This is a genomic window from Acanthopleuribacter pedis (assembly GCF_017377855.1).
In the GTDB taxonomy this organism is placed as follows: domain Bacteria; phylum Acidobacteriota; class Holophagae; order Acanthopleuribacterales; family Acanthopleuribacteraceae; genus Acanthopleuribacter; species Acanthopleuribacter pedis.
Genome location: NZ_JAFREP010000020.1, coordinates 19,136 through 32,854 on the forward strand (window position 1 = coordinate 19,136; position 13,719 = coordinate 32,854).

7 protein-coding genes are annotated in these 13,719 nt (G+C 57.2%); all 7 read left to right on the plus strand.

The genetic code is table 11. From position 1 onward, the window contains the following. Positions 1-29 precede the first annotated feature (29 nt). The 7 genes from J3U88_RS20425 (at position 30) to J3U88_RS20455 (ending at position 12,631) form a co-directional block, all read left to right on the plus strand. A complete protein-coding gene (locus J3U88_RS20425; protein WP_207860828.1) occupies positions 30-4,118 on the plus strand; it encodes a DUF4114 domain-containing protein in 4,089 nt (1,362 codons plus the stop codon). A 286-nt stretch (positions 4,119-4,404) separates the two neighbouring features. Further along, positions 4,405-5,025, plus strand: a complete 621-nt coding sequence (locus tag J3U88_RS20430) for a hypothetical protein (RefSeq protein ID WP_207860829.1) — start codon at positions 4,405-4,407, stop codon at positions 5,023-5,025. Between the two features lie 146 nt (positions 5,026-5,171). After that, the gene (locus tag J3U88_RS20435; RefSeq protein ID WP_279382587.1) at positions 5,172-5,798 is read left to right on the plus strand and encodes a pilus assembly FimT family protein; all 627 of its coding nucleotides are present in this window, start codon (positions 5,172-5,174) and stop codon (positions 5,796-5,798) included. Between the two features lie 12 nt (positions 5,799-5,810). Then, entirely contained in the window at positions 5,811-6,305 is a 495-nt protein-coding gene (locus J3U88_RS20440) for a type IV pilus modification PilV family protein (RefSeq protein ID WP_207860831.1), read from the plus strand. A gap of 59 nt (positions 6,306-6,364) precedes the next feature. After that, positions 6,365-7,681, plus strand: a complete 1,317-nt coding sequence (locus tag J3U88_RS20445) for a hypothetical protein (RefSeq protein ID WP_207860832.1) — start codon at positions 6,365-6,367, stop codon at positions 7,679-7,681. Positions 7,682-7,711: 30 nt separating this feature from the next. Beyond that, positions 7,712-8,368 (plus strand): hypothetical protein, encoded by a 657-nt coding sequence (locus J3U88_RS20450; protein ID WP_207860833.1) that lies wholly within the window; start codon positions 7,712-7,714, stop codon positions 8,366-8,368. Positions 8,369-8,485: 117 nt separating this feature from the next. Then, the gene (locus J3U88_RS20455; RefSeq protein WP_207860834.1) at positions 8,486-12,631 is read left to right on the plus strand and encodes a DUF4114 domain-containing protein; all 4,146 of its coding nucleotides are present in this window, start codon (positions 8,486-8,488) and stop codon (positions 12,629-12,631) included. The last annotated feature ends 1,088 nt before the right edge of the window (positions 12,632-13,719 follow it).

Consider the following 13,719-nt stretch of genomic DNA (forward strand, 5'->3'; position numbering starts at 1 on the left):
CCGGCATCACACGTCAGAGGAGGATCCCCTTGCGTAAGACCCCGTTTTTTACTCTTTTTTTGCTCCTGGGTTTGTTTGCGACCCCCGGCTTTGCTCAAGACGCCTGTAACGAGGTAACCAAAACCTACAACACGGGCAATTTCAACCAAGATGATTTTCTCGAAACCGACAGCGGCATTGTGGTCGACAACGACATCAGTCTCGACACGGACCGCGAATTGGACCTGGAAAACCTGGTCCTCGGTCTCGACCAACCCTTTTATGTCGATTACCTGGCCGAGGGCGCGGGCGCCAGTCACTTGTTCGGTTTTTTCTTTTTCGACATCGACACCGACAAGGACGGCATTCCCGACTTTTTCGAAACCGGTCCCACCGACGATCTCGACGGTGACTTGATCCTTAACCAGGACGACACCGACGACGACAACGACGGCATCCCCGACCTATTCGACATCGCCCCGGCCGGGGTCAACTCGATGCCGGCCTCCTATTTCCGCAACGGCACCGTGGCCGCCGCCAACGGTCTTCACACCGATGACTACTGGCAATTCGTCCCTAACAGTACGATTACCGGCGGCACCTACGACGGTCACTTCGAACACCCCGGCGCTTATCTCTATGTGGACGCGGACAACGACCTGGTCCCCGACATGATGGAGTACAATCGCGGCGCCAACCGCATCCCCCCCTACGTGGTTGACAAAGACGTCATAACCACCAGCGCGGCCAATGTCGCCACCCCGGGTTTTCTGGGGAACTTCTCTTACGCGGGCACCCCCGCTGATACGGTCGACGACAGTTTCCACTGGACCGGTTCAACGATTTTCTACATCGCGGACGATGACGGTAACACCGGTCAAACCTGGATCTACCACACTTACTCACCCTACGGCAACACCTATGGTGACATCGTTGGTTCGACCAACGCCCATCCCGACTACCTTATTTACGGAACGGACGATATCGAAGACAGCCGCATCCCCAGTGCCCTCAAAAACGAGGACGGCACCGCGCGGCGCGACCCGCGCAATGAGGAATACTGGCGGTATCGCTGGTACACCAGTGACGTTTCCGGTTCCCGCGAAATGGTTTTTTTCCTGGTTGTCTTCTGGGGTAGCGGTGGTTCCAATGTCAATACCTACTACTCTAAATCCGGCTTTAACGCGGATACCCCGCCCAACAGCCCCGGTCGCAACGGCGCCACCAACGGTGACGCCTTCGGCAACAGCGGAAACAACAACTGGTTCCCCCACTTACGCAACGAGGGCGAACACGACGACATGACGCGGGACGCCTTCGGCGAAGACTGGTACGACATCGTCCAGGTCCCCCCCGACAACTTCACCACCCCGACCGCCATCGACCCGGCCAACCAGGCCTGGGTCGACGAATGGGAGAACTGGAACCAGAACCGGCGCGTCATCCAGTATCGCGCCCTGCGTGACTGGTTCAGCGGTACCGCGGTTGACGCCAACACGGTCATCAACGGTCGCTACGGCATTAACATGGCCCTTGAAAACGACAGCTCAATCATCCGCGCCATTAACGGCCGCATGGCCCACTTGATGGTCGGTGCCCCGGAAGAATCCCAAAACGCTTGGCTGCTTGGCTGGGAGGATTTGTTCGGCGGCGGTGACCGTGACTTTGAAGACGTTGTGTTTTACGTCAAACGCGAGGCGGGGGGTCAATTGCAATCCCTCAACGTCGCCGACGAATTACGCGAAACCTTCGACGACTTCTCGCTCTCCCAAGTTACCTTCGAATTTACAGACAACTTCACCGACGACTTGTGGGGCGTGGAAGGCAACTACGTCAACTACTACTACCGTTTGGCGGGCAACGACGAATGGATCCCCCTGCTTGGCGGCCAACACGAGCGCGACCCCGATCTGTTCCAGGAAAGTACCAACGGGACCACGAGCGAATCCGGCGGTCGCGTGCGCCGTTACGCACTCATTGAAGTTCAGGACAAGAAACAAGAGATTTACTGGAAGGTGGAAATGGCGACCAACAACGTCGACACCTTCACCCCGGTTGTTTACGAGGCAGAGGTTACCTACCAATTCTTGGTTCACGACTTCTTCTACAACTCGGCGGTCATTCCCAACTCCAACGTGCGTTATATTCCGGCCTTCCAAACACCGGACCTCGATTGGGAAGAAACCAACCGCAACCGCGGCCACCTCTATTCACTGGTAACTTTTGAACACGGCAGCAGTTTAACCGTCGTTCCCAACACGGTCGACCCCGAGGATTCGCCGGAAACCCAACCGGGCTACCCCTTCAATTGGGACGCCGGTGTGCGCATGATCGACGATTTCACCTCGGGTACCGCACGCACCATTTACACCTACGTCCCCAACGATGCACCGAACGACGGTCTGAGTGATGATTTGCGCCAGGTCGAGATCGAGCTGGGAACGGTTGATGCAGGCCTGGTCACCGCGTTTGATTTGACCGACGAGAAACAAAACAACATTTGGATCAACAACTTCCACGAGCCCGACGCACTGCTGCAAGATACCACCTCGGCCTCCATTTGGTTGTCGGCCTGGATTCACGGCTACAGCAATCCAACCGTTGCGGATGGTTCCCTCATCGCCAACGGCCCGGAGAAATCCTGGCTGCTGGGCGGCATTAACCGTGCTTCGGTACAGGTCATCCGCGCCCCAGGTCTGCCGCCGTTTATCTTTGGCGCCGACGTTCCCACCGCGGTCAAACGCTCCTACATCGACTTCATTTCCGAGGACGATCAAATCGGCTTACCGACCCGTCTGCTGATCGGGTCCGAGGCCGGCATGGTCCACATGTTCGACGCGGGCGCCTGGGTCGGTCGCAGAGAGAATGAAAGCGATGTTTGGGCCGACGGGCACTACCTCGACGATAACTACGGTACCGGCCGCGAGGTATGGTCCTACGTCCCCGGCCACCTCTTGGACGACATGAAAATTAACTACACCGGCGCGGGCTCGGTTTCGGCCAAGGTCGACGCAACCGCTATTTCCGCGGTTGTCGGGGACGCTGACCGATGGCAGCGCGTTGCCTTTATCACCCAGGGTTGGCAAGGCGGCACCGAGGAATCCGGCGGCAACAGCTTAACCGGTAACGCGGTATTCGCGCTCGACATTACCGATCCCGACAGCCCCTCTCCGATGTGGGAACGGGTTGACGACAATACCCAGGACATGGTGAATCCACCCAGTATCGGGTGGATTGAAGACGGAAACAGTGTCGCGTGGGCCATCGCCTACTCAAGCGGCGCGACACCGCTTTCCGGCATCGCCCCTTCTTTTTACCTGATCAATGCGTTGAGCGGCCGCGAAATCGCGAACGTTTCCATCGGTTCCGCCGGCACGGATCACGTCATGGTCGGTACCCCGGCCCTCTTGGATACGGACAGCAACGGCTACATTGATTACGTCGTCGGGGCAACCTCCGAGGGCCTGTTGTACACGGTAAACCTCAAAAGCGGTAACAGGGTAACGACCGAACGCGTTGCAGGCGCCCGCTTCTTCCACACCCCGAACGTCAACGTGTTGGATGAGGACACCCTGGAAATGTACATCATCTCCAGTGATCACCCGTTCCTCTACGATGAAAGCGCATACCCATCCACCACCTTCAACAACACCGTATACGGATTCACCTACGATTTAGAAAGCGATACCTTCACCTTAAACGGCTCCTTCGATTTGCCCGATAACCACAAGGTCTTCGCGCGGCCCGCCCTGGTCGGCGATCAGTTGGTCGTGGGTACCGCCACCGGCGACACCCTCAGCCTTTGCGACGCCGATCCCAACGATCCCGGTAACTTGATGCTTATCGACACCGAACGCCTCTCCTCCGGTGAGGAGCCGGTCACCGACACCATCAGTCTGGGTGCGCCCATCGCGGGTTCGATCATCGTGTACGGCCGCGAGATCTTGGCCCACGTCAACAATGTGACCGACGCCAGTTCGTTGGCCAGTCCCTTCTCGGATGTTCAATCCCAAGACGGTGACAGCACGGTGGCCGATGTATCCCACGCGGAACCCAAACGCCAACGCATCGCCACCGTCTTCGGCACCCTCGGCTGGCAGGACAACTTGATGCGCAACCTCAACCTCGGCGGTGAATAAGCACCGGTAACCCGGATCACAACCAAGCCCATTTTTTCCATCCCTTGGAGAAAATGGGCTTGATTTGTGGTCAGATCAAACCAGGCAAAGCCACGCTTTTGCCGGATGCGCGGTACCCTCAACCCACCAGGCTCACCAAAAACGAACGACCCCAACGCGGATTGGCTCGTGCTTTGCACAAACGACCGGGTCGCCCGCGCCGGGATGGCGATCAAGCCGCTTTGATCGCGAACGGGAAAACCGGGCCGTGCCCCCATCCACAGAACCCACACGAAGGAGCTTTCGTATGCCAACCGCCGTTTCCACCACCACTTTGATGGGACTATGTTCGATGGTTTTATGGGTTGCCGCCGGCATCCCGCTGCAAGCCCAAAACGCCGTATACAAGTTGCCCTCGCGCGCACCCAAGTTCAACATGATTACCAAGGACAGCGGCCCCAAACCCGGCTCAAAAGCCCCTGAAAACGCGGCCCCGGCAACCTACCAACGAATCTACGTCAAACCCGCCAAAATGCGCATGTTCATTCGCGCCAAGTGCAGCGACAAGCTCACCCCCAAGACCGCCGTCGAACGCGCCAAAAGCAGCACGATTTCCGGCAGCGGCGCGGTCCAGATCGACTGGAGTTCAGACATCGGTGACCGCGATGTCCAGTTCTGGATGGTCACGGTGGAAGAGACGATGACGGTCAAAGTCAACCTGGTGGCCAAGGACGGCAAGTACAGCGTCGCCGGCAAGGACGAGAAAAAAGCAGAAAAATGGTCGGCCAAGCGCATTCAGGTTAAGCCTGGCGGCAGCGCCTGTGCCCGCCAAAAAGATTTGGATGAAAAGAAGATCCGCATCGCGGTCATGAACGAACTCACCACCCGAACGCTGGCCCATTTCCGCGGCGCGGGCGTCAGCCGCTAACCCGTGCATTTTTTTGCACCCCACCCCACCATGCTTGCCACGGACACCCGTCAGCAACCCGGTAAAACGACAAAGAACCCGGAAAACCAAAGATTTACACAGTGGCATGTAAGATGCAGAAGCAGGGGCCGAGAGAGGTAGGAACCATGATCAACCACCACCACAGATCCACCAGCACCAAGCAGAAATCAAGAAATGCACACAGCGGCTATTCTTTGATTGAACTAATGGTCGTAACCACCATCATAGGCATCATCACCGCCGCCGGGTTGTATTTCACCTCCGGCATTATCAGCCGCAACGCATTGGTCAATGAAGTTCGCATGCTGCGCACCGCCTTCATCCGTGCCAAAAGCGACGCCATTGTCAACAAAGCACCGGTTCGGTTTACCTATGATCGCGACGAGCGCTCGGTTTTGGCCGTTTTGGACATGAACCGCACCGGCGATTTTGTCGACCCGATTACGATTGTGCAACACCCCCCGGAAGGCGCGGCGCGCAATACCTTAGCAGTGATCCAACTAAACGCGGATCCCGATTTGAACCACTACACGGGTTTGGACTTGCCGCTCACCCCCTTTGAAGACAACGAGTTTTTGATTCTTCCAGACGGACGCATCCTGTCCGGGGCGGCCAACACGCCTGGCAGCGGCACCTTCATCTTTGAAATCGAAAACCAAGACATTCGCGGCGCACTGCACATCACCGCCAAGGGTGAAACAAAAATTGCCTTTAAATACGGCGCGAACTCAGATTGGGACTGGATCGAGTAAGGGGGTAGAACCATGAATCAGACACAGCAACACCAACAGCAGGCAACACCCCCACAAGGTGCCGCCCGTGGTGTCTCACTCATCGAAGCAATGATTTCTTTGACCATTCTTTTCATCGGCATTGTCGGTTTGGTCGGCGCTTTTCAAGCACAAATTTTCAGTACCTTTATTGCCACCAACCATACGCAAGCCACCATGATTGTCGAAACCGTCGCCAATGAATTGGCCGCTTCACCCTATGGTGAATGGGACCTCGATACCCTGCAAACTTATTATCAATTCGACGCGGAAGGTAACCGTACCGACGATGACGACAGTGTTTATTACAGTGTCGAAATTTCCCAAGTCGAAGTCGGCGACGGCTGGACACAACTCGCGATCGGTGTGACCTGGGTCGGCTGGCGGCTCGATTCCGAGCGCGCAAAGACCTTGAACCCGGCCAGTAACTTCGCCTACGAGGCCAATATTGTATTAAGTGCTCAATATGATCTGTTAAGTGGTGGCTAACGGTTTCGCCACGGCACCCATCTCTCTCAAGACAAAGTAACCCAGATATAGGAGAAGTCATGATTCTCAAAGGCAAAGTGCGCCTTGGTTTCAGCCTTACCGAGCTCATGCTCGCCCTGTTGTTGACGCTCATTATTAGCTCCGGTTTGGTAGCAACCTTTCGCTCCATCCGCTCAACAACCGCCGATTCCGCGCGAACCAACAGTATTACCACCTCCCTCAAAAGTTTGTCCAACCAAATGCGGTACGACTTCTTAAACGCCGGCAAAGGTTTATCCGACCTTTCGATCTACAACGTTCAGTATGAGTTTGTGCCGGCTTTTGAAAACGAGGTCAACAACGGCAAGTTTATGTACGGTGTCACCGATCATATCGTCGATGCCAACGGGGACAGCAACATTACGCTTCAGTGGTTTGATTACGAGGTCAACCGCGGCATGGGCTCGATTACCCCCACCTTTCTGTTCAGTTTCGACGATCCCAACAACTCAAACCCGCTCACCGGCGGCACCATTCACTCCAACAACACCGGTGCCCTTGACGCCGTCCAAGAGGGCGATATCTTTCTGGTCTACAACATTCAACCCATGCTGACCAGCAACACCTCGCAATACCTTCGCGATGAGCCCACCAAACCGGCACCGTGGAACAATGCCAACTTGCAACCGGACAACGGCGTGGGTAACAACGCGGTGTTGGTACAGGTCACCAACGCGGGCGGTCGCGTCGCCCCAGCCGACAGCTCGTTGCAGCATTCGGTACCCTTGACCTTCGGCCTCGTTGACGGCGGCGTATTCACGAACAACTATCCCGGCGGCGGTTTGCGCCGCGACATGAACGGCGCCGCGGTAATCACCAACGCCCCTGCCCTGACACTGGCCAACTTATCCGTCAACGGTACCGGTGCCATCACCGAACCACACTTCCTCGCCCGCAAGCTGGGGAACAGCAGCAATTTCCACCGCGTAACTTATTATGTGGAAACAGCGCCCGACGGGACCCGCACCTTGATGCGAGAACACAATTCCGACGCACCCGAGGTCATCGCAACCAACATCAACCGCTTCGAGGTTGAACTCGGCTTTGACGTCAACCCCGCGACCGCGCCCGTCAACGTGTTGCTGGCCGACCAAAACGGCAGCGTCAGCGCCGTGACATCCGATCCCGACGCTTTTTGGCTCGCAAGCGCCGACGCCTACCCCGGCTCCGCCGAGGATTACCATGTATTCACCGGTCGCCACGCAATCGCGGCCCGCGTCTCCTTCTCGCTGGAAACCCAGACCGAAACGGCGTCCCTCGGTGCGGCACGCAGACTCGAACGCGGTTTCGAGCAACAGTTCCGCATCAACAGCTTCCTGCCCATGCCCTATATGTAAAGCAAACGCATTATGCTAAGGAGTTTCCCAATGAATACCTCAAACGGCAAAGAACGCGGCTCAACGCTCGTCATCGCCATGATGTGTGTCCTTCTGTTCCTCGCCCTCGCAGGCAGTCTGCTTTACCAGGGCTCGAGCCAATCCGCCATGACCGGCGCCATGAAATTCAGCCAGATGGAGTCTTTTGCAGCACGCAGCGCCATTCTGCGCCACAAAGCCGACCTGGCCAACGAATACGTATCACCCTCGGAATTTGAAACAGGGTTCGCGCGCTTCACCCCGCTGCTCGAATCCCTCACCGAGTTCCACCCCGAGGGCTACGGTGGTTTGTTCACATCCAATACCTTCACCACCAACAGCGGCGAGTCCAACTATACCTATGATGTCTTCGTGACCAACAATCCCGACGACCTGGCGGTTATCGCCAACGGTCAAACCCCGTTCACGCCGAATGTGGACACCGACAGCCGGATCGTCATGACCACCATCGTTTACGACGCAAACGATACCGGCAAAACCAGCCCGCTCGCCATTGAGTCGGCCCTGGTCGGTCCCACCGGTTTCACAGACCTTGAACGCGCCACCGACGGTACCGGCGAAGCCGGCAGCACCGGCGACAACTCCGGCAACTTCCAAGGCGATATCGAAGGCAACGAGGTTTCCATCGAAGCACCTGTGAGCCCCTAGCCTTTCCCCAGTTAACCCCATACATTTCGGCGCCACACCCCGTTTGCGACACACACGCGACCACATCCTCGGGGTCCTCGCCTCAACGATCTTTTACTGATAAGAAGAGAGGACGTTTTGATTTTTAAGAACACCCTGTTTCCAAGGCTGATTATGCTTTGCGCCTTGCTGTTCTCTTTCACCGCCTTGGCACAGGTCAACAACGACGCTTGTAACGAAGTCACCAAGGTTTACAACAACGACGGTTTCGTCGATGACGACTTCGACCGCGCCGACGGCGGCATTTTGGTAGGCGACAGCATTCGCCTCGACTCCGACCAACCCCTCGACACGGAAAACCTGCTGCTCGGCCTCGACCAACCCTTTTATGTTGACTACTTGGCCGAGGGTGCCGGTGCAAACCACCTGTTCGGGTTCTTTTTCATGGACATCGACACCGATAAAGACGGCATTCCCGACTTCTACGAAACCGGTCCCAACGACGATCTCGACGGCGACGGCCTCGCCAACATCGACGATACCGACGACGACAACGACGGCATCCCCGACACGGACGATACCCGACCCTCCGGTGTCGCACGCTCCTCACCCGTCGAACTCTTCCGTAATGGCGACGTCGCCGCCGCCGCGGGCGAACACCCCGGCGACTACTGGCAATTCGTACCCAACAGCGTCCGCACCGAACCCGGTAGCTACAACGGCATGTTCGAACACCCCGGCGCCTACCTGTATGTTGACAACGAAGGCGCGGTTGGCGTGCCCGATATGCTCGAAGCCCGCGACGTGGTTAACAACGAGGGCAACATCCCCCCTTACGTCGTTCAGCGCGACTTCAACGGGACCGGCCTCGACGGCCGCGCCCACCCCGGTTTCCTGGGCCACTTCGATTACTCCGGTACCCCAACCGGCGGCTCCGGCACCAACCTGCACTGGATCGGCGAAACGATCTTCTACTTAGCCGACGATGATGATGACCGCGGTACCACCTGGCAGTACCAAAACTACCTGCCCTACGATTACAACACCTACCAGGACCGTTACGCCTCCACCAACTCCTTCATCGATTACCTGCTGTACGGTACCAGTGACATCAACTCGCCCAACATCCCCGACGCCCTTAAGAACAGCGACGGCACCGCCCGTACCGCGCCCAACGGCCACGAATACTGGCGTTTCCGCTGGTACGAAAGTAATATTTCCGGCGCTCGTGAACTGGTGTTTTTCCTGGTCGTTTTCTACAACGGCGGGTACAACACCAACGAAGACAACGTCAATACCTACTACTCCAAATCGGCGTTTAACCCCGATCCCTACGATCCCGGCAACGCCGACCGTTCCGGTAACACCAGCGGCGATAACTTCGGCGGCTCCGGCCGCGACAACTGGTACCCCAACTTTCAAGACATGGGCGATCACAACAGACTGACACGCGCGGTGTTCGGTGCCGGCACAAACTGGACCGATATCGCCACCGCACCAACCGACGGCAGCGCTCCGGTAGCCCACAACACCGACAACCAAGCCTGGGTCGACATGTACAACAACTGGCAACCCGACCGCCGTATCCTCCAGTACCGCGCCCTGCGCGACTGGTTCAGCGGTACCTCCGTCGACGCCAACAACATCATCAACGGCCGTTACACTATCGACATGGACGCCGAAAACGACAGCTCGATCATTCGCGCCATCAACGGCCGCATGGTCCACTTGATGGTCGGTGCCCCGGAAAGCTCGCGCGATGCGTGGCTCCTGGGCTGGGAAGATTTGTACAGCGGTGGTGACCGCGACTATGAAGACGTTGTGTTTTACGTCAAACGGGCCGCGGGCGGTGTTCTGCAGTCCGGCAACGTCGCCGAGGACGCGACCGAACTTTTTGACGATTTCACCATCACCCAAGTCAGCTTCGATTTCACCGACAACTTCACCGATGGTAACTGGGGCATCGAAGGCCGTTACATCAACTACTACTACCGCCTGGCGAGCAGCGACGAGTGGATTCCCCTGCTCGGTAGCAACACGGAAGGCCTTGAGCACACCCGGGAAGTCGACCTGTTCCAACCCGTGTTCGGCGGTGAAACGGTCGAAACCGGCGGTTCGGTACGCCGCACCTTGACCCTGCAAATTCAGGTTCCCGCGACCCAAGTCTACTGGAAAGTGGAAATGGCGACCAACAACGTCGACTTGTTCTCACCCGTGGTTGAAGACGCCATTGTCGGTTACCAAACCCTGACCCACGACTTCTTCTACAACGCGGCTGTTATCCCCAGTTCCAACATGCGTTACATCCCCTCGGTTGAAACGCCCGCGTTCTCCTGGGAAGACAACCGCCGCAACCGCGGTCACTTGTACGGGCAACAGTGGTTCGAACACGGTCCCACCCCGACCGCGCTTCCCAACACCATCAACCCGGAAACCACCCCCGAATCGCAACCGACCGACCCCTACATCCACTGGGATGCGGGCGTCACCATGCTGCAAAACTTGGGCGGTAGCGAACGCGTCATCTACACGGCCATCCCTTCTAATCCTTCAGCGGAATACGCCACCAACCTGACCCGCTACCAACTGGAACGCGACCGCACCGATGCCGAGGTGGTAAGTGCTTACCAATTCATCGACGTCCAATCTAGCGGAGAATGGCTGTACAACTTCCACGACCCCGCGGCGGACGATCCCGACCACCAATCCGCGGCCTTGTGGCTACAAAACTGGTTGCACGGTTACGCCAACGCCACGGTAACCGCCGGCAACCTGATCGACGACGGCCCAACCCGCGACTGGATTCTCGGCGGTCTTAACCGCGGCGCGGTCGATGTGGTTCGCGCGCCCGGCATTCCCGCCTGGATCAACGGCAACGCGGTTCCCGCTTCCCTGAAACGCAGCTACTTCGAATTCATGACCTCTTCCGAGCAAAGCGGTGAACGCACCCGTCTGTTGATTGGCTCCGAGAGTGGTTTGGTTCACTGCATTGACGCCGGTGCATGGCGTCCGGTCTTAAGCGATCCCAACCACGCGCCCGCCGACGGTCACTTCGCGGGCGACGACTACGGAACCGGTGCCGAGTTGTGGTCGTTTCTGCCAGGACACCTGCTCGACGACCTTAAGCACAATTACGTGGGCAACCGCTCCGTGACAGCCAAGGTCGACGCCACCATCCACAGCCGCATCGTTTACGACGGTACCGACTGGCGCCGCATCGCCATCATTGTCCAAGGCTTCAAAGCAGGCCAAGAGGACATGTCCGGCACCGATTTGACGGGTAACGTGGTCACGGCGCTGGATGTCACCAATCCCGATTCCGAACCCATTCCTCTGTGGCACCGTCGCGAACCCAACATGCAGGACATCGTCATGATCCCCAGTATCGGTTGGGTGGAACTTGACGACGATACCCAAGTTTGGGCTGTCGCTTACTCCTCCGGCGCCACCCCGGTAACCGGCCAAGCCCCCAGCTTCCGTTTGGTTAACGCGGTGACCGGTGCCGACTTGGGTGTTTCCAGCACGGTGGGCAACGCCGGCGGCGACTTCGTCATGCTGGGTTCCCCCGCATTCCTGGACACCGACGACAACGGTTTCATCGACCATATGGTCGGCGCCACCTCCGAGGGTTTGCTCTGGGTAAGAGGCACCCGCGGCGACGGCACCCCGCTGACCTCGGTTCGCGTAGCCAACGCCCGTTTCTTCCACACGCCCAACACCCGCGCCAACGGCAGCATGATCGAGATGTACATCGCAAGCAGTGACTCACCCTTCCTTTACGATGAGGACGAGTACGGCGGCGGCGACTTTGTCAACAATGTCTACCGTTACACCTTCGACATCACCAACGGTGGGTTCACGGAAACCGGTTTCAACCCCCTGCCCACCAATCACAAGGTGTTTGGTCGTCCGGCTCTGGTAGGCAACCGTTTGATTGTCGGCACCGCAACCGGCGATACCTACAGCCTGTGTGATTTCGACCGCACCGATCCCGGCAACCTGCTCAACTTCAACGCCCCCGCGCTGGGCGCCGACGATGCCTTGGTGGAAGAGATCGATGATCTGGCGGCCCCGGTCGTTGGTGCCATTATTGTTCACAACGGCAGTGTTGAAGTACACGTCAACCAGACCGATCAAACCACGGGTGGCGGCGGCGCGGAAAACCACACGGTTTTCAACCCTGACGAACCCAAACCGGCACCCACTCAGAGCATGACAGGTGCAACGGTTTTCGGTGTTCTTGGATGGGAAGACACCATGATGTCACAAATTACAATCCAATAATCACCAAAAACCTGTAACGAAACAAACCAAAAACCCCCGCCGGTTATGCCGCGGGGGTTTTCTTTTTCCAAAAACCAAAACCATATTTTTCAAAGACACTTTCATCTATAGCGAACACTGGAAGAACCACTGTTTCTCCATCAATCAACACAAATAAATCACACCCATGGCCTATCACCACCATCACAAAGTGACACAAAATAATTACTACTATAAATATAAAAAAATAAATGGTGTAATCTTAAAAACCCACCAAAATAAGCCCATCATCCTTGTCCAATGGCGCCCAATGCCTTACCCCGCATTTCTCACAAGGCGTTCTGCTAAGGGCAACCCCGCGATGACGCGAGGGCGGCCTCGCGCGAGACGGCCATCGGCTTTACTCAGTCGAGAATTAAGCGACGTCGCGCTGTTACGCCGAATGATCGGCCCCGCTCCGTTTGCACTTGGTCTTAATCTTCGTACTCATCACAAGGCTTTCAATTTCTCGGGACAAATTCTTGTAAAAAATGCGGGTTAGCCGACAATCATCCCCAAAGCGAGACCGGCCCCACCCCAGTACCCATCCTGCCTGACTACGCCTGTTTCGCCGCGCATCCATAGCTAGAAAGCGTTTTCCGGCACGTGCTAACGCCTCGCGGGGTGGGGTGGGGCGGGTTCCGGCGTGTGCCAACGCCTCACGGGGCGTTTTCCGGCGTGTGCTGAAAGTACACGCACACCGCCATGCGGGGTCCACCATTAATTTAAACGTGAGCCGAAGGCGAGCCACCTCAAGCTGTCCTGAAAGGACTATCTATGACAGCCTGGGGTAAAGGAGCGAAGCGACTGCAACCCTAGGACGCCCCGATCACCTCTCCCCCAGTCCTGAAGGGACTGGGTTTTAACCTAAGAAGCGCCATAAGAGCGAGGGATTTTAGCTAAAGATCTGGAGCGAAATGGCTTGAAAAAAGCGGACCGGGGTCGCGCACGACACGCACCCACTGGGTGCGGGGAGCATTTTCACAGGCCGTTGTAGCCCAGAGGTTTAGCGAAAAACACCGCGAGTTATCGCGTTTCTTAGGTTAAACCCTCAACCAACAACAACCAAA